Source organism: Allobosea minatitlanensis, assembly GCF_964020775.1.
In genome coordinates this window covers 3516182-3533340 of the sequence record NZ_OZ224509.1, presented here as the reverse complement: position 1 = coordinate 3533340, position 17159 = coordinate 3516182, and the positions used below count along the sequence as shown (strand labels likewise).

The 17159-nt window shown below is 70.6% G+C and carries 17 protein-coding genes; 9 read left to right on the top strand and 8 right to left on the bottom strand.

Going from position 1 to position 17159, the window contains the following annotated elements; translation table 11 throughout:
* Positions 1-161 precede the first annotated feature (161 nt).
* Positions 162-683: a DUF6101 family protein gene (locus ACWH43_RS17485; RefSeq protein ID WP_158446930.1), complete on the top strand. Its 522-nt coding sequence runs from the start codon at positions 162-164 to the stop codon at positions 681-683.
* On the opposite strand, the gene ubiA is transcribed toward ACWH43_RS17485, so the two are convergent.
* Together ubiA and ACWH43_RS17475 are read right to left on the bottom strand one after the other, a co-directional pair.
* Positions 680-1648 carry a 4-hydroxybenzoate octaprenyltransferase gene (gene ubiA, locus ACWH43_RS17480; RefSeq protein WP_158446931.1) on the bottom strand — a complete coding sequence of 323 codons (969 nt, stop codon included), beginning with the start codon at positions 1646-1648 and terminating at the stop codon, positions 680-682. The two genes, ACWH43_RS17485 and ubiA, sit on opposite strands and share 4 nt — an antisense overlap.
* 18 nt (positions 1649-1666) lie before the next feature.
* Positions 1667-2122: a hypothetical protein gene (locus ACWH43_RS17475; RefSeq protein WP_158446932.1), complete on the bottom strand. Its 456-nt coding sequence runs from the start codon at positions 2120-2122 to the stop codon at positions 1667-1669.
* A gap of 239 nt (positions 2123-2361) precedes the next feature.
* On the opposite strand from ACWH43_RS17475, the gene ACWH43_RS17470 reads away from it, so the two are divergent.
* From ACWH43_RS17470 to ACWH43_RS17460, 3 genes are all read left to right on the top strand, one after another.
* Entirely contained in the window at positions 2362-3108 is a 747-nt protein-coding gene (locus ACWH43_RS17470) for a 16S rRNA (uracil(1498)-N(3))-methyltransferase (RefSeq protein ID WP_158448209.1), read from the top strand.
* Between the two features lie 172 nt (positions 3109-3280).
* A complete protein-coding gene (locus ACWH43_RS17465; RefSeq protein WP_158446934.1) occupies positions 3281-4660 on the top strand; it encodes a glutamate--cysteine ligase in 1380 nt (459 codons plus the stop codon).
* Positions 4661-4776: 116 nt separating this feature from the next.
* Positions 4777-4929 carry a Flp family type IVb pilin gene (locus ACWH43_RS17460; RefSeq protein ID WP_260348118.1) on the top strand — a complete coding sequence of 51 codons (153 nt, stop codon included), beginning with the start codon at positions 4777-4779 and terminating at the stop codon, positions 4927-4929.
* A 6-nt stretch (positions 4930-4935) separates the two neighbouring features.
* Here ACWH43_RS17460 and ACWH43_RS17455 read toward each other — a convergent pair whose 3' ends face one another.
* Positions 4936-5817 carry a LysR substrate-binding domain-containing protein gene (locus ACWH43_RS17455; protein WP_158446938.1) on the bottom strand — a complete coding sequence of 294 codons (882 nt, stop codon included), beginning with the start codon at positions 5815-5817 and terminating at the stop codon, positions 4936-4938.
* Positions 5818-5991: 174 nt separating this feature from the next.
* On the opposite strand from ACWH43_RS17455, the gene ACWH43_RS17450 reads away from it, so the two are divergent.
* Complete coding sequence (locus ACWH43_RS17450) at positions 5992-6366, top strand: DUF1127 domain-containing protein (RefSeq protein ID WP_158446936.1); 375 nt, start codon at positions 5992-5994, stop codon at positions 6364-6366.
* 178 nt (positions 6367-6544) lie between these two features.
* Entirely contained in the window at positions 6545-8440 is a 1896-nt protein-coding gene (locus ACWH43_RS17445) for a methyl-accepting chemotaxis protein (protein WP_260348119.1), read from the top strand.
* 84 nt (positions 8441-8524) lie between these two features.
* On the opposite strand, the gene ACWH43_RS17440 is transcribed toward ACWH43_RS17445, so the two are convergent.
* The 4 genes from ACWH43_RS17440 to ACWH43_RS17425 form a co-directional block, all read right to left on the bottom strand.
* The gene (locus ACWH43_RS17440; RefSeq protein ID WP_158448210.1) at positions 8525-9427 is read right to left on the bottom strand and encodes a DUF937 domain-containing protein; all 903 of its coding nucleotides are present in this window, start codon (positions 9425-9427) and stop codon (positions 8525-8527) included.
* 22 nt (positions 9428-9449) lie between these two features.
* Positions 9450-10868, bottom strand: a complete 1419-nt coding sequence (locus tag ACWH43_RS17435; protein ID WP_448153559.1) for an MATE family efflux transporter — start codon at positions 10866-10868, stop codon at positions 9450-9452.
* Entirely contained in the window at positions 10865-12727 is a 1863-nt protein-coding gene (locus tag ACWH43_RS17430; RefSeq protein WP_158446226.1) for a monovalent cation:proton antiporter-2 (CPA2) family protein, read from the bottom strand. Before ACWH43_RS17430 ends, ACWH43_RS17435 begins: the two co-directional genes overlap by 4 nt.
* A 128-nt stretch (positions 12728-12855) precedes the next feature.
* Positions 12856-13389, bottom strand: coding sequence for a MarR family winged helix-turn-helix transcriptional regulator (locus ACWH43_RS17425; protein WP_375797004.1), 534 nt, complete (start codon positions 13387-13389; stop codon positions 12856-12858).
* A 75-nt stretch (positions 13390-13464) separates the two neighbouring features.
* Here ACWH43_RS17425 and ispH point away from each other — a divergent pair, with 75 nt between their 5' ends.
* The 3 genes from ispH to rnhA all read left to right on the top strand — a co-directional run bounded on the left by ispH (position 13465) and on the right by rnhA (position 16123).
* Entirely contained in the window at positions 13465-14472 is a 1008-nt protein-coding gene (ispH, locus tag ACWH43_RS17420) for a 4-hydroxy-3-methylbut-2-enyl diphosphate reductase (RefSeq protein WP_260348121.1), read from the top strand.
* Positions 14473-14494: 22 nt separating this feature from the next.
* The gene (locus tag ACWH43_RS17415; protein ID WP_158446229.1) at positions 14495-15460 is read left to right on the top strand and encodes a homoserine kinase; all 966 of its coding nucleotides are present in this window, start codon (positions 14495-14497) and stop codon (positions 15458-15460) included.
* A 216-nt stretch (positions 15461-15676) separates the two neighbouring features.
* A complete protein-coding gene (gene rnhA, locus ACWH43_RS17410) occupies positions 15677-16123 on the top strand; it encodes a ribonuclease HI (protein WP_260348122.1) in 447 nt (148 codons plus the stop codon).
* A gap of 242 nt (positions 16124-16365) precedes the next feature.
* Here the strand turns inward: rnhA and ACWH43_RS17405 are convergent, their stop codons facing one another.
* Positions 16366-17073 carry a L,D-transpeptidase gene (locus ACWH43_RS17405; protein WP_158445487.1) on the bottom strand — a complete coding sequence of 236 codons (708 nt, stop codon included), beginning with the start codon at positions 17071-17073 and terminating at the stop codon, positions 16366-16368.
* Positions 17074-17159 lie beyond the last annotated feature (86 nt).

Genomic DNA, 17159 nt, shown 5'->3' with positions numbered 1-17159 from the left:
GCGGCGTTTTCGGGGGCGATCGACCGCAAAACACGCTCCTTTAACCCAACCCATTAAGCGCTCGGACACGCCTGGGACACATCCTCGCAGGGCAAGCACGAGAGCCCCGGCATCGACAGAGGGCTCCGCTGCGGCAGGGATCTAGAGAGGCGTTATTACCGATGGCCAGCGTCACGCCGGCTGCCGGAGAGGGCGGCTTTGCGCCGTACCTCTCCGGTGGACCGACTTCCACCGCGATCGTTTCCCGCAACCCGATGCCGTGCCGCGCCTCGGCGCCTGGCATCGAGCGCGTCGGCTCCGTGCGCATCCTGCGCGGCGCGGCCGGCTGGAGCGGCGTCGCGCTGCGGCTGGCGAATCCGGCCGGGGACGACGAACGTTTCGAGCTCGCCTTGACCGCGGGCGACGGCCGCTCGATCGTCGTCGCCGGGGTCGATCAGGAGGATGCGGTCGCGCTCTGGCGCGATTGCGGCCGCCGGAGCGGCCTGCCGCTCCTGCTCGAATCGGTCGACGGCAAGGTCACGGCGCCGTTTCCGCAGATCGGCCGCGTCGCGCTCGGCCCGGTGCGGATCCGCCGCCGCCACGCCTTCCTCAACGGGCGCCGCCCGCGCTTCCTGACGCGCCGCAAGCCCGGCCGGCTGGCCGAACTGCCGCTCGTCGCCGCGCCCGAGCGGCAGGCCGATTAGGCGAGCAGGTTCCGGGCGACGGCGTCGAGCGCGAAGCCGGCGGCGAGCAGCAGCCCGGCATACTGGTTGGAGCGGAACAGCCTGAGCGCCAGCGCCGCGCCCGCCCCCTCGATCCGGCTGACCTGCCAGGCGAGATGGGCGGCGAAGGCGGCGAAGCCGAGCCAGGCGAAGGCGCCGCCGCCGACCAGCCAGATCGCCGTCCCGCTGAGCAGGGCCGTCAGGGCGAAGCACAGCCCCACCGCCTCGCGCGTATGCTCGCCGAAATAGCGCGCGCTCGACTTGATCCCGACGATGGCGTCGTCCTCGATATCCTGCATCGCGTAGATGGTGTCGTAGCCGACGGTCCAGGCGATGGCGGCGGCATAGGCGAGATAGGCTGGCGCATCGAGCCGGCCGAACACGGCGCTCCAGCCGAGCAGCGCGCCCCAGGAGAAGGCGAGCCCCAGCACGAATTGCGGCAGGTTGGTGATGCGCTTCATGAACGGATAGATCGCCACGATCACCAGCGAGGCGAGCCCCAGCACGACGGTGAAGCGGTTGAACTGCAGCAGGATCGGCAGGGCGAGCAGCGCCTGCGCGATCATGAAGAGCAGCGCCGCGGTGACGCTGACCTGCCCCGAGGGCAGCGGCCGGCCGCGCGTGCGCGCCACCTCGGCGTCGAGCTTGCGGTCGATGATGTCGTTGAAGGTGCAGCCCGCTCCGCGCATCAGGATGGCGCCGAACAGGAACAGCAGGCAATGCCATGGATCGGGATAGGGCCGGCCGGCGGCGATCGCGGCGAGCCCGGCCCCCCACCAGCAGGGCAGGAGGATGAGCCACCAGCCGATCGGGCGCTCGATCCGTGCGAGCTTCAGGAAGGGGCGGCTCGCCCGCGGCGCGCGGGTGTCGACCCAGTGGTCCTTCAGCGCGTCGGGGAGGGGAACGTCGCGCCCCGGAACAGGGCCGGCATGGACGGGGTCGGGCATGGCCGGCGCGACTCCGGCCTAGAGGGCGCCGCGGGGGACCTTCAGCCCGCCTCCGGCGCCGCTGGTGATCGAATCGGCGCCGCCGAACGGGTTGGCGCTCTGCGCCTGCTGCTGCGCGCGGCGCTGCATCGCGGCCTGCTGCTTGACGGCGTTGCAGGCCTGGCCGCGGAAGGTCGCGACCTTCTGGTTATCGGCCTTGAGGCCGTCGATGAACGAGCCCGGGATCTGGCACCAGTCCTGATTGGCGGTGGCGAACTTCACGGTCTCGTTGCCGTTCTTCACCAGCGTGCCGAAGGTGCTGCAGGCTTCCTGCGGGGTCATCTTGCGCTTGGCCTTCTGGGCGGCGGTGATCTTGCCCACCAGCGCCTGCCGCGCCTGCAGCAGCTTCTGGAGCGGTTCGCAGCCCGAGACCTGCGCGCTGGCCGGGGAGGCGATCAAGAGCGAAGCCAGGGCGAGGCTGAGCGTCGCTGCCAATCCCGATGCCATCCTGAGCCGCATGATGTCCCTTCTCCGCTTCCCGGCCGCCCGGGCCGATCCCTGAACATCTCCTTAACAGCAGGCGTCGTTGACGCCAACGACTCTTGCAAGCGACTCGCGAGCGGCTCTTGCAACTGCGTCTGCCATCGTGGAGGAAGCGAAAGCCGTTAGGCCAGGATTGTGGCGGTTTTTGCGCCGCTTTCGAGAGATTCGTTGCCGGAGGAGCGGCCGAGCCGATGTCCATTCCCGATTTCGCCCGCCATCGCCTGCATCTCGACGCGGCTTTCGCGGCCGGCGCGGAGCTGCCGCTGGAGCGCGACCAGGCCAATTATCTCCTCAACGTGCTGCGTCTGCGGACGGGCGATGCGATCCTCGTCTTCAACGGGCGCGACGGCGAATGGCTGGCGCGCGTTGCCCCCGAGGGCCGCAAGCAGGCGCGGCTGTCCTTGGAGAGGCAGGTGAAGGCGCAGCCGCCGGCCGCCGATCTGCACTATCTCTTCGCGCCGCTGAAGCATGCCCGGCTCGACTACATGGTGCAGAAGGCGGTCGAGATGGGCGCCGGCCTCCTCCAGCCGGTCATCACCCGCCGGACGCAGGTGGCCAGGCTCAACGGCGAGCGGATGCGGGCCAATGCGATCGAGGCGGCCGAGCAATGCGGCATCCTCGCCTTGCCGGAGATCGCGGCGGAGAGGCCGCTCGCGGCGGCGCTGGCGGCGCTCGATCCCGACCGCCTCCTGGTCTTCTGCGACGAGGGGGCGGAGCGGGACAGCCCCCTCGCGGCGCTGCGGTCGCGCGCGCCGGCGCCGCTCGCGGTGCTGATCGGCCCGGAGGGCGGCTTCGACGCGGGCGAGCGGCGGCTGATCGGGGCGCGCCCCAACACGCTGGCGATCTCGCTCGGCCCGCGCATCCTGCGCGCCGATACGGCGGCGGTCGCGGCGCTGGCCGTGGTGCAGGCGGCGCTGGGCGACTGGGCGAGCCGCTGAGCGCCTGCCTTCCGGCCCTGCCGCCAGCGCTTGCCGGCTTTTCGAGAATGGCGGCGCCAGGTCGTTGTCGCGCGTCGGGCTCTCGCCTATGTCTGTCTGCCCCACGCCTTGAACCCGCGGCCAGCCGGCTGCCGGGAGCTTTGGCCCTGTCGCCTGTTCTGCCGGAGCGCCCATGGCTCGCGATGTGACCGACACGACCCCGATCGGCTCCAAGGAGGAGCTGATTTCCTGGATCGCCGAGGGCGAGAAACCGGAAGCGCGCTTCCGCATCGGCACCGAGCACGAGAAGTTCCCGTTCTACCGCCAGGATCTCGCTCCGGTGCCCTATGAGGGTCGCGACGGCGCCGGCGGCATCCGCGCCCTGCTCGAAGGCATGCAGCGGCGGCTCGGCTGGGAGCCGATCGTCGATGACGGCCGGATCATCGGCCTCGCCGGCCCGGACGGCGGCGGGGCGATCTCGCTGGAGCCCGGCGGCCAGTTCGAGCTGTCGGGCGCGCCGCTGGAGGACATCCATCAGACGCAGGCCGAGCTCGCCGCCCATCTGGCCGACGTCAAGGCGGTGGCGGAGCCGCACGGCATCGGCTTCGCGGCGCTGGGCGCCTCTCCGCTCTGGACGCGGGCGCAGACGCCGGTGATGCCCAAGGGCCGCTACAGGATCATGGCGAACTACATGCCGAAGGTCGGCACGATGGGGCTCGACATGATGTTCCGGACCTGCACGGTGCAGGTCAATCTCGACTTCGCCAGCGAGGCCGACATGGTGCGCAAGCTGCGCGTCTCGCTGGCGCTGCAGCCGCTGGCGACGGCGCTCTTCGCCTCCTCGCCCTTCCTGGAGCGCAGGCTGAACGGCTTCCAGTCGCTGCGCTCGGAGATCTGGCGCCACACCGACAACGACCGTTCCGGCATGCTCGCCTTCGCCTTCGACGAGGGCATGTCCTACGAGGCCTATGTCGACTGGGCGCTCGACGTGCCGATGTATTTCGTCAAGCGCGGCGAGATCTATCACGACGTCGCCGGCGCCTCCTTCCGCGACCTGCTGGCGGGCCGGCTGCAGCAGCTTCCCGGCGAATGCGCCACCATGTCGGACTGGGCGAACCACCTCTCCACCTTGTTCCCCGAGGTCCGGCTGAAGCGCTTCCTCGAAATGCGCGGCGCCGATGCCGGCCCGGCCGACATGCTGACGGCGCTGCCCGCCTTCTGGGTCGGGCTGCTCTATGATCGCGGCGCGCTCGACGCCGCCTGGGATCTGGTCAAGGGCTGGAGCGCGGAGGACCGCCAGGGCCTGCGCGACGCCGCGCCCAGGCTGGGCCTCGACGCCGTCGTCGCCGGGCGCAGGCTCGGCGAGGTCGCGGCCGACGTGCTCGAGCTGTCGCGCGCCGGCCTCGCCCGCCGGGCGCGCCGCGACGCTTCCGGCCGCGACGAGAGCATCCATCTCGCTCCCTTGCAGGCGATCCTGGCGCGCGGCGAGACGCTCGCACAGCGCCTTGAGGCGCGGTATCGCGGCGAATGGGCGGGCAAGGTCGAGCCGGTCCTGACCGAGCTGGCGCTGTAGGCCGCGCTCGCGGCGGAAAAACGCGCGAAGCGCCGGATTGCAGCGGTCGGATTAACGATTTGGCCGCAGCTCGCGCCTAACCTAGCGGCATGGATCGGATCCGCGCCAGTTCTGTCGTGTTCCGCCGCGATGAGCGCGGCACGACAGCCATCGAGTACGGGCTCGTCGGCGTGCTGGTCTCCCTCGCCATCATCGCGGGGGCGATGCAGACCGGCGAATCCGTCCGCGGCTTCTTCGAGATGGTGCAGAACGCCTTCCTGGCGCTCTGAGCGCCGCTACTCCGCTGCCGTCTTGAAGCTCGCCAGATTGTCGAGGCTCTGGATGATGTGCTCGGCCAGCGCATTGGAGAGCACGGAGGGGTCGAAGCGCGTGCGCAGCAGGCCGATCTTGCAGGAGGGCAGCGTCGCGAAGCCCTCCGACGGCCCGAGGATCCGCATTCCGGGCCTGACCGCGCTCTCGGGCAGCACCGAGACCGCGAGCCCCGCCACCACAGCCGCGCCGACCGCGGTCGAGTTCCAGCTCGCATAAAGCACGCGGAAGCGGCGGCTCTTGGCCTCCAGCGCGTCGACGGCGGCCTGGCGCCAGTTGCAGGTCGGCCGCCCCAGCGCCAGCGGCAGCGGGTCCTCCTCATGCACGGTGTGGCGCGCCGAGGTGACCCAGAGCAGCGGCTCGATGCGGATGATCTCGCCCTGGCCGCGGTTCTCGACATGGGTGATGATGGCGAGGTCGATGTCGCCGGTGGCGATCCGCTCGGCCAGCATCGGCGTCGGCTCGCAGACCACCGTGACCTCGGCGCGCGGGTTCGAGCGCGCGAAGCGGGCGAGGATTTCCGGCAGGTAGCGGTCGGCGTAGTCGTCGGGCACGCCGAGCCGGATGCGCCCCTTCAGATCGGCATCGGTGAAGGTCGCGACGCATTCGAGATTGAGACGGACGATCCGGCGGGCGTAGTCGAGCAGCCGCTCGCCGTCCTCGGTCAGCTTGGCGTGGCGGCCGTCGCGCCCGAAGAGCGGGCGCCCGATGCGTTCCTCGAGCCGCTTCATCTGCATCGAGACGGCCGATTGCGTCTTGAACACGATCTCGGCGGCCCGGGTGAAGGAGCCGGTATCGGCGATGGCGACGAAGGTCTTGAGCTGGTCGGCGTCGAGCACATGGGCCATGGCGATCTCCGGCGAGCGATCATCAATATCCGTGTTGTCAAACATCATAAGCATTCGTTTGGCTGATGACCAGCCTGCCGATACTGTCCAATCGTTCTCCGGGATTTCGGCCAGTGGGTGCGTCCGGGCCGAGGGAGGGCGCCGATCCATCTCGCATTCCGTTGGGAGGCCGTCATGCTGATCATGACCATTGCCGCGAAGTCGCTGTCGTCCGTTCCGGCCGGCGTCCTGCGTCTCGCCGCCGCCGGAGTCCGGATGCCCGTCGTCCTTCTGCGAGCCCTGATCCATCGCCGCGAGGTGATGCGTCTCGCCGAGCTCGACGAGCGCGGCCTCAAGGATATCGGCCTGGTGCGCTCGGACGTTGCCGGAGCGCTGGCGACGTCCTGGCTGCGGGACCCTTCCGCGGTGCTGGCCTCGCGCTCGCGCGCCAGCGCCGACATCGCCCGGGCGCGGCGCGAGCACGCCTCGCGCCATGTCGCCGCTCCGCCGGCCGGGTCCGGGCCGGTGCTGGCGAAGGACGCCGATTTCAGGGTTGCACGCTGCGCCTGACCCCTTGGCGCTGCGTCCCTGCGGGCGGAAGCTTCGTGCTTCCGCCCTTTTTTATGCCCGCAGCCCGCCGGAATGCGCGTGTGGCGCATTCCGGGCGCGCGCCTAACGCATTTTTATCGTTTTGGCTGAAATGTGTCCGCGGGAGCGGCCCGCCGGCCGCCGGACAGGTGGCACGGGCATGACGTTCTCTCTGCGCCTCGCGGATCTGAGGATCCGCACCAAGATCGCGCTTCCGCTGGTGGCGATCGGGCTGATCAGCATCGGCACCGCGCTCTATGCCGGGCGTGAGAACGCCCGCATCCAGAAGAGCTATGCGGAGCTGATCGACCAGCGCTCCACGGCGATCCTGGATTCCGCGCAGTCGACGCTGGCGACGAGCTACGTCCTGCGCGACCTTTACAAGGCGATCGCCTATCCCGAATACATGAAGCAGAACGCGACGAGCATCGAGGATGCCCGCAAGGGCTACGAGCTCGCGCTCCAGCAGCTCGTCGACGCGAAGATCAGCTTCCCCGAGCGCCATGCCGAATTCGACGCCCTCTCGCGCGCGATCGCCGGGCTGAAGCCGAAGATCGACGACGTTCTCGGCCAGGCCTCGCGCGACGAGGACCTGCCGGCCCTGTCGGTGATGTCGGAGCTCGATCGCGCCTTCGCCGCGATCATCGCCGATGCGGTCAGGCTCAACGGCGCGATCAAGAGCCAGACGCAGGCCGACGGCCTCGCCCTCGACGCCGAGGCCAAGCGGCTCGACCTGATCCTGCTGGTCCTCTCCGTCGCCGGTGTGCTGCTCGGCCTGGCCGGGGCGATGCTCCTGGCGCGGCGCTCGATCACCCGGCCGCTCGACACGCTCAAGGCGCGCATGGACGACCTTGCGGCCGGCGACTACGCGGTCGAGGTCGACGGCCAGGGCCGCCGCGACGAGATCGGCGCCATGGCGCGCGCGGTGCAGGTGTTCAAGGAGAACGGCCTCGCCGTCCGCCGCCTCGAGGCCGAGACGGCCGAGGGCCGCGAGGCGACCGAGGCGCAGCGCCGCCTCGCCGAGCAGGAGCGGATCGCCCGCGCCCGCGAGCAGGAGGCGCTCGCCGCCGAGCAGCTCAAGGTGATGGCGGCGCTCGGCGAAGGGCTCGACCGGCTCTCGCAGGGCGACCTGACCTGCCGCATCGAGGCGGAGCTCGCCGCCGAATACGAGAAGCTGCGCGACGATTTCAACCTGGCGGTCGCGCATCTCTCGGAGACGATCCGCACCATCCAGGCGACCTCCGGCGATGTCGCCAACGCCGCCCGGGAGATCAACACCGGCGCCGACGACCTCTCCAGGCGCACCGAGGAGCAGGCCTCATCGCTGGAGGAGACCGCCGCCACCACCGAGCAGCTCGCGGCTTCCGTCAAGGCTTCGGCCCAGGCCTCCCAGCAGGCGGTCGCGCTCGCCGACGAGGCGATGGAGGTCGCGCGCAAGGGCGGGGCGATCGTCCATGACGCGGTCGACGCCATGGCGCGGATCGAGGCGGCCTCGCGCAAGATCTCGGACATCACCACCGTCATCGATGAGATCGCCTTCCAGACCAATCTGCTCGCCCTCAACGCCGCGGTCGAGGCGGCGCGGGCGGGCGATGCCGGCCGCGGCTTCGCGGTGGTCGCTTCCGAAGTGCGCACCCTCGCCCAGCGCTCGGGCGAGGCGGCCAAGAGCATCACGGCGCTCATCACCGAATCCGGGGCCGAGGTCGCCCAGGGCGTCGGCCTCGTGCGCTCGGCGGGGTCCGCCCTGGAGCGGATCGTCGAGGCCTCGCAGAAGGTCTCCGCGACCGTCTCGGACATCTCTTCCGCCGCGGCCGAGCAGTCGAACGGCATCGACGAGATGAGCCAGGCCGTCGCCCATATGGACGAGATGACCCAGCAGAACGCGGCGCTCGCCGAGCAGAGCGCCGCCTCGGCGACCGCGCTCGCCGGCCAGATCCAGCGTCTCAACGAGCTCGTCGCCAGCTTCCGCACCCGCGACGACGCCGCGGAACTGCACGCCATGGCCGCGGCGATGGCGCGGGCGGATCAGGGCTGGTCGCGGCGGCGGCAGGGCTGAGCCGGCGAAGCCTCCGGGTTTTCAGCGAACGACGCCGTCATTCCGGGCTCGATCCGGCATGTTTCCGGGTAGAACCGGCGCGTTCTAGCGCCGCTGGCCCCCGCCGAGCATGGCGTCGAGGATCGATTTCAGCGCGTTCTGGTGGTCGTCCTGGATCTGGCGGCCGTGCTCGAACATCTGGTTCAGGGCATCGAGGCCGATGGAGCCCGGACCGCCGGCGGAGGAGGGCGGCGGCTCGTCCGGCGCGGGCTCCGGCGCGCGACGCTGCTGCGGAGCGCTGCGCGGCTGCGCCTCGGGCGCGGCCCCGCCGGCCGCCGCGCCGCCGAACATGCCGCCCAAAATCTGCCCCAGCATGCCGCCGAACGGGTCGGCGGCGGGGCCGCCGGCATTGCCCTGCGACTGCGGCTGCGGCTGGCCCGGGGCCGCGCCCTGCCCGAACATGCCGCGCAGGATTGCCTCCATCGGGTTGTCGGGCATTTGCGGCTGCGGCTGAGCCTGCGGCGCCGGCTGGGCGCCCGGCATCTGGCCGCGCATCATCTCGGCGAACTGACCGAGAATGCCGCCGAGCCCGCCGCCGCTGGCCGATTTGAACAGGCCGCCCATCAGGATCGAGGCGATCACCGGCAGCATCTGCTTGAGGATGGCCTGGCTGACGCCGCTGGTCGCCGCCGCCTGCGCCGCGATGGCCTGGCTGACCTCGCGCGAGCCGAAGAGCTGGCCGAGCACGTCGTTGCCGGCCGCCTGCGCATCCGGCGGAATGCCGCCGCCGGCCTCGAAGAAGCGCGCATAGGGCGAGGCGGTCATCATCTGGGCGAGCGAGCCGAAGGCGTAGGGGTTCTGCGTCTGGCGCTGGAGCCCCATGGAGAAGGCCGGCAGCAGGGCGTCGAGCGCGGCCTGCGTCTGCTGCAGGCTCAAGCCGTATTGCCGGGCCATGTTCTGCATCGCCTGGCCGTTCTGGGCCGATTGCATGATCTCGAACAGATTCATCGTCGACGCCTCCAGGCCGGCTTCAGCTCCGCGCCTCGGCCGACGATAGCAGGGTGTCCTTGTCTGGCAAATCGAGACCGCCCCGTCGTTGCAGGGCCTCGCGCTCCAGCCGGGCGATGCCGCGATAGGCGAAGGCCAGCGCCAGCACGCCGAAGGCGACCGCGCCCAGCGCCGAGCCGGCGAGCGCGCCCTTCGGCCCGGCCATCTGCGCGCCGGCAAAGGCGAAGGGCATGGTGCCGAGCGTCGCCCGGCCCCAACTGAACAGCGTCGACAGGAACGGCATGCCGAGATTGTTGAAGGCGGCGTTGGCGACGAAGAGCATGCCGACGAAGAGCCACATTGGCCCGGCGATCAGGCAGAAGAAGTCGACCAGCTCCGCCGTCAGCCCCTGCGCCTGGAACACCGCGACGATCACGCCGCGCAGCGACAGCAGCACAAGCCAGGCGACGAGGACGCAGCCGGTCGCGAAGATCGCCGAATTGGTCAGCCCCCGCCGCATCCGGTCGAAGCGCCCCGCGCCCCAGTTCTGCCCGAGGATCGGGCCGACCGCGCCCGAGAGGGCGAAGACGGCGCCGAAGGCGACCGGCACCAGCCGGTCCATGATGGCGAGCGCCGCCACCGCCGCGTCGCCGAAGCGGGCGACGACGCCGGCGAAGACGGCGTTGGCGATCGGGTTGGAAAGATTGGTCAGGATCGCCGGCCCCGCGATCGCGAAGGTCCGGGCGCTGTCCTGCCTCACCCGGCGCCAGCGCGGGCGGGCGACCATGTTGTGGCGGATGACGGCCGCATGGAAGCCGGTCGCGACGATGACGACCCGCGCCAGCACCGTGGCGATCGCCGCGCCGTCGGGTCCGAGGCCGAAGCCGAAGATCAGCAGCGGATCGAGCCCGGCGGTGGCGAGGCCGCCGAACAGCGTCACCAGCATCGCCCGGCGCGCGTCGCCGATGGCGCGCAGAACGGCCGAGAAGCCCATGCCGACCGCCATCAGGACGTTGGAGGGCAGCGCGATATGCAGGAAGGAGAGCGCGACCGCATAGGACTGCTCGCGCGCCCCGATCGCGCGCAGCAGCCAGGGCAGCAGCGGCAGGACGACGAGCGACAGCGCGAGCGCGGCCAGCGCCATCAGGACCAGCGTCGAGGCGGCGATGCGCCGCGCGCCCTCCCTGTCGCCGGCGCCGATGCTGCGCGAGGTCAGGGCCGCGACCGCGATCATCAGCCCGACATTCACCGAGACCATCAGATAAAGCACGATGGTGGCGTAGCCGACGCCCGCCGTCGCCTCCGGCCGCCCGAGCCAGGAGACGTAGAGCAGCGAGAGCAGGTCGACGACGAAGACCGCCATCAGGCCGACAGAGCCGGTCGCCGTCATCACCGCGACGTGGCGCATCAGCGAGCCGTCGACGAAGACGGCCCGCGGCGGGCCGCTCGGAATCCGGGTCATCGTTCCGGCTCGCCCACGCCGCCGACCAAGATCTGCGCGCCGCCGTCCTCGATCACCTCCCGGGTCTCGTCGGTGAGCGCCTTGGGCTTGCCCTTCGGCGTGACGAGGGGTTCGGGCATCACGCGCGGAACCTGGTTGAGCGCCGCCGCGAGCCCCTCGTGGAACTGGATCTCCATGCGCTGCGCGTCGCGGTCGCGGACATGGTCGATGACGAGGTCGGCCTCGTCGCGGGTCAGCCCGACCGCCTCCAGCGTGACCCGGCCGAAATCGAGGGCCGATTCGAAGGTCTCGCGCATCTGGTAGTCGACATTCGCCTTCATCAGCTCGATGGCGTGGATGCGGTCGAAGGCTCGCGCATGCACGCGCACATTCGGGAATTCCGCCTTCACCATTTCGAGGGTGCGCAGCGCGGCGTCCTTATTGTCGACGCAGATGCAGATGATGCGGGCCTTGCCGGCGCCGGCGGCGCGCAGCACGTCGAGGCGGGTGCCGTCGCCGTAATAGACCTTGAAGCCGAAGCGCGCCGCGGCCCGGATCTGCTCCACGTCGGAATCGATCACGGTGATGTTGACGTGCTGCAGCAGCAGCGCCTGCGTCACCACCTGGCCGAAGCGGCCGAAGCCGATCACCATCACCTGGCTGTCGTCGATGCCGTCGAAATCCTCGTCCATCGTCTGCGCGCCGATGCGCGCGAGCAGGGCGCTGTCGAGCAGCTTCGCCACGACCGGGCCGAGCAGCATGCTGATCGCCGCCAGTGCCGTGACGATCGCCGCCTGGCGCGGGGCGAGAAGGCCGTTGGCGAGGCCCAGCGGCAGCAGCACGAAGGCGAATTCGCCGGCCGGCGAGAGCAGGGCGCCGGCGCGCAGCGCCTCCAGCGTGGTCGAGCACGACACGCGCAGGATCGAGGCGACGACGGCGATCTTGAACAGCACCAATAGCGGCGCGGCGACGGCGAGCAGCAGCGCGTTCTCGGCGACGAGCTTGAGGTCGAGCGACATGCCGACCGCCATGAAGAACAGGCCCAGCAGCACGCCGCGGAACGGCTCGATATCGGCCTCGAGCTCATGGCGGAAATGCGAATCGGCCAGCATCACCCCGGCCAGGAAGGCGCCCATCGCCATGGAGAGACCGACATGTTCCATCAGCAGCGCCGCGCCCAGCACGATCAGCAGGGCGGCGGCGGTCATCACCTCCTTGGCGCCGCTATTGGCGAGGATGCGGAAGATCGGGTTGAGCAGGTAGCGCCCGGCGAAGACGATCGCGACCAGGGCCGCGATCGCGATGCCGAGGCTGCCCAGCGCCCGCATCGGGCTGCCGGATTCGGCGCCGGTCGCCGCCAGCAGCGGCAGCAGCGCCAGCACCGGCGCGATCGCGATGTCCTGGAACAGCAGGATCGAGAAGGTGCGCCGGCCATAGGTCTCGTTGCCGTCGCCGCGCTCCTCGAGCAGTTGCAGGGCGATCGAGGTCGCCGACAGCGCGAGCGCCACGCCGACCGCCACAGCGCCCCCGCCCGAAAGGCCGAAATACCAGCCGGCGAAGCCGATGCCGGCGGCGCTCAGCCCCATCTGGGCCAGCCCGAGGCCGAGAATGTCGCGCCGCATCGAATAGAGGCGCGCCGGCTGCAGTTCGAGCCCGACCAGGAAGAGCAGCAGCACGACGCCGATCTCCGCCGTGCCCCGGATGGCGCCCGGGTCCTTGATCACGCTGAGCACGGAGGGGCCGATGAGCACGCCCGCCGCCAGATAGCCCAGCACCGCCGATTGCCCGAGCTTGCGGAACAGCGGCACCGCGATCACGGCGCCGGCGCAGAAGGTCAGGATCGGCGGCAGATAGCTGGCATGGGAGGCGGCATCGGCCATGGGCGGCTCACGCTGAGGGGACAGCCGACTCCGGCGCCGGCCGCTCCTATCTAGGCGCTCGTCCCGCCGAGCGCGAGGGGCAAACGCCGGGGGGCCTGCCCCCCGCGTGCAGCGGGGCGCCGCTCGGCTCAGTTCCCCAGGGCGCCCTCGGGCGATCGCGCCCCTTGCATGTTCTCCTGCATGCTCTCCCGCATGTCCTGCGCGCCCGGCCAGGCCGAAAGCGCGTCGAGCCCGCTGCGCAGCTCGTCGGGGCCGGGCGCGGTCAGCGTCGCCTCCAGCGCCGCATGCTGCGCATGCCAGACGGGCAAGGCGGCGAGCAGCCGGGCGTGTCCGGACGCGGTCAGCGAGATGCGCCGGGCGCGCCTGTCGTCCGGGTCCGGCGCCACGGCGGCGAGGCCCTCGCGCACCAGCGGCTTCAGCGCCGCCGTCAGCGTGGTCCGGTCCGTGCCGAGCAGCTTCGCCACCGCGCCGATGACGGGCGGCTGCGGCCGGTTGAGCGACATCAGCAGCGAGAACTGCTCGTTGGTCAGGCCGTGCGGCCGCAGCGCCTCGTCGAAGCGGCGCGCCAGCGAGCGCGCCGCGCGCTGCACATGCAGGCACAGGCAGCGGTCGCGCACATCCAGCGTGGCCTGGAACGGGACGGTCGGGGCAGGGCTTCGCATCATCCTACTCTGTTGGTATCAACCTATAAGTCAATGCATGCCGGCGTTTCCTTGACATCGCCTCGTTCCCGCCGAATGAAGACGCTGGCCCGACCGGAGACCGCCCCAGACGTGACCAAGCCGCCGCTCGATATCCTGCTCTGCGCCCCGCGCGGCTTCTGCGCCGGGGTCGTGCGCGCCATCGACGCGGTGGAGAAGGCGCTGAGCCTGCATGGCGCGCCGGTCTATGTCCGCCACGAGATCGTGCACAACAAATATGTGGTCGAATCCCTGAAGCGGAAAGGCGCCGTCTTCGTCGCCGAGCTGGACGAGGTGCCGGACGAGACCCGGCCGGTGATCTTCTCCGCCCATGGCGTCGCCAAGGCGGTGCCGGCCGCGGCGAAGGCGCGCAACCTCTTCGCCATCGACGCCACCTGCCCGCTGGTGACCAAGGTCCATCGCGAGGCGGAGGTGCACCACAAGCGCGGCCGCCACATCCTGCTCGTCGGCCATGCCGGCCACCCGGAGGTGATCGGCACGATGGGGCAGCTTCCCGATGGCGCGATCACCCTGATCGAGACGCTCGCCGACGTCGCGGCGCTCGAGCCGCCGCCGGGGGCGGCGCTGGCCTACGTCACCCAGACGACGCTCTCGGTCGACGACACCCGCGGGATCGTGGAGGCGCTGCAGCGGCGCTTCCCCGACCTGATCGCCCCGCACAAGGAAGACATCTGCTACGCCACGACCAACCGCCAGGAGGCGGTGAAGCGCGTCGCCCCGCTGGTCCAGGGGCTGATCGTGGTCGGCTCGCCCAATTCCTCGAACTCGCAGCGCCTGCGCGAGGTCGCCGAGCGCGCCGGCTGCCCGGTGGCGCGCCTCGTCCTGCGTACCGACGAGATCGACTGGTCGGTCTTCGGGGCGATCCGCAGCCTCGGCATCACCGCGGGGGCGAGCGCGCCGGAGGTGCTGGTCGAGGAGATCATCGACGCCTTCGCCGAGCGCTACGAGGTCCGCGTCGAGACGGTCTCGACCGCCAGCGAGGACGTGTTCTTCCCGCTGCCGCGCGAATTGCGCGGTGACGCGGCACCGGCCGCGGCCGAATAATCCCAACGAGAAAGCGACCGCCTTGGCCGTCTATACCGAAGTGCCCGACGACGAGATGGCAGCCTTCGTGGCGCGCTACGGCATCGGCGATCTCCTCTCCGCCAAGGGCATCGCCGAGGGCGTCGAGAATTCCAACTACCTGCTGCGCACGACCCGAGGGGCCTATATCCTCACCCTCTACGAGAAGCGGGTGAACCCGGACGACCTGCCCTTCTTCCTCGGGCTGATGCAGCATCTGGCGGCGCGCGGGCTGATCTGCCCGCAGCCGGTCAAGGACAGCCGCGGCGAGATGCTCGGCCGCCTCGCCGGGCGGCCCGCCGCCATCGTCACCTTCCTCGACGGGCTCTCGGTGCGCCGGCCGACCGCCGCGCATTGCCAGGAGCTTGGCAAGGGGCTGGCGCAGCTCCACGCCGCCGGGGCCGATTTCGCCATGGAGCGGGTGAATGCGCTCTCCGTTCCGGGCTGGCGCCCGCTGGTCGAGCAGGCCGGGGCCGATGCCGACAAGGTCTCGCCCGGGCTGGCGCGCCGCATCGCGGCCGAGGTCGCGGTGCACGAGGCGAGCTGGCCGCAGGCTTTGCCGCGCGGCGTCATCCATGCCGATCTCTTCCCCAACAACGTCTTCTTCATCGGCGACAGGCTCTCGGGGCTGATCGATTTCTACTTCGCCTGCACCGACGCCTTCGCCTACGACCTCGCCATCTGCCTGAATTCCTGGTGCTTCGAGGCCGACAGCTCCTTCAACCTCACCAAGGGCCAGGCGCTGCTGGCGGGCTATGAGAGCGTCCGGCCGCTGGAGGCGGCCGAGGTCGAGGCCCTGCCGCAGCTCTGCCGCGGCTCGGCGCTGCGCTTCCTGCTGACGCGGCTGGTCGACTGGCTGAACGTGCCGCCCGGCGCCCTGGTCAAGCCGCATGATCCGCTCGAATACGACCGCAAGCTCGTCTTCCACCAGCGCGTTGCGGACGCCCGCGAATACGGGCTGAAGCGGTGAGCGGCACTGTCGAGGTCTGGACGGACGGGGCCTGCTCCGGCAAGCCCGGCCCCGGCGCGCTTGGGGCCCGCCCCATTCGCGCAGCCAGGAATCGCCGGGGCCTGCCATGAGCGGCACCGTCGAAGTCTGGACGGACGGCGCCTGCTCGGGCAAGCCCGGCCCCGGCGCGCTTGGGGCCCGCCCCATTCGCGCAGCCAGGAATCGCCGGGGCCTGCCATGAGCGGCACCGTCGAAGTCTGGACGGACGGCGCCTGCTCGGGCAACCCCGGCCCCGGCGGCTGGGGGGCGATCCTGTCCTATAACGGCGTCGAGAAGGAACTCTCCGGCGGCGAGGAGCTCACGACCAACAACCGCATGGAGCTGATGGCGGCGATCGCGGCGCTGGAGGCGCTGAAGCGGCCCGTCACGGTCGCGCTGCATACCGACAGCCAGTATCTGCGCCAGGGCATCACCGGCTGGATCCATGGCTGGAAGAAGAACGGCTGGAAGACCGCCGACCGGAAGCCGGTGAAGAATGTCGAGCTCTGGCAGCGCCTCGACGCGGCGCTCGGCCGCCACAAGATCGAGTGGAAATGGGTCAAGGGCCATGCCGGCGACGCGATGAACGAGCGCGCCGACGCGCTGGCGCGGGCCGGCATGGCGCCGTTCAAGCCCGGGCGTTAGGGCAGCTTCGGGCTGCCCGTGCGCTTGTTGAGATGCTGGCGCTGCGCGGCGATCGTGGTGGCTGGCGGGCTTCGCCGAAGGCCGCGAGGCATGAATCGGGGATCCAGGCCTCGGTCGGAAGCGCTCGGGCATGGATCCGGGTCGAGCCCGGGATGATCCGCGTGCTTCCGACTGAGCTCAGCAGGTTCCCGGAAGAACCCTGGATGGCCTCCAGGCTGCGTGCCGGCCGGAGGAGCCGGCCGTCAGGCCGGCAGGACGACCACCTTCGTCTTGACCGGCGTGCGGTCGTAGAGGTGGATCATGTCCTGGCTGAGCAGGCCGACGCAGCCGCTGGTGATGCCGGAGCCGATCGATTCCGGGTCGCTGCTGGCATAGATCGTATAGAGCGTGTAGGCGCCGTTCTGATAGAGATAGAGCGTGCGGGCGCCGAGCGGGTTATCGAGGCCGCCGGGCATGCCGCGGGCGTATTTGGCGGCCTCGGGCTGGCGCTTGATCATCTCCCTGGGCGGGGTCCAGGTCGCCCATTCGGCCTTGCGCCCGACATAGGCGTCGCCGCTCCAGCGGAAACCGTCGCGGCCGACATTGGCGCCGTAGCGTGTGGCGTTGCCGTCGCCCTCGATGCGGTAGACATAATAGTTGCCGGGGTCGACGATGATCGTGCCGGGCTCTTCCCTGGTCTCGTAGCGCACCGTGCGGCGATAATATTTCGGGTCGACCTTGCTGATGTCGACTGCCGGGATCGGGAATTTCTCCTCGGGCACCGGCCCGTAGACCCGCTGCGCCTCGGCGAAGCTCATGCCGTCGGATGCGCAGCCGGCCAGCCCGAGCGCCCCGAGGCTCGCCGCCGAGCCGACGAGGAAGGAGCGGCGGCCGAGAAGGCCCGGCCGAAGCCCCGGCGAAGCGGCCGCGTTCATATCGCCGGTCGTGGCGTTTCCACCGTCGATGATCATGGTCTGGACTTTCCGTGTCTTGCGGCGCGATGCGAGAACGGGCCGGCCCGCGCCCGCCCGCCATCCTGTGGGGCCGAGATTGCCGC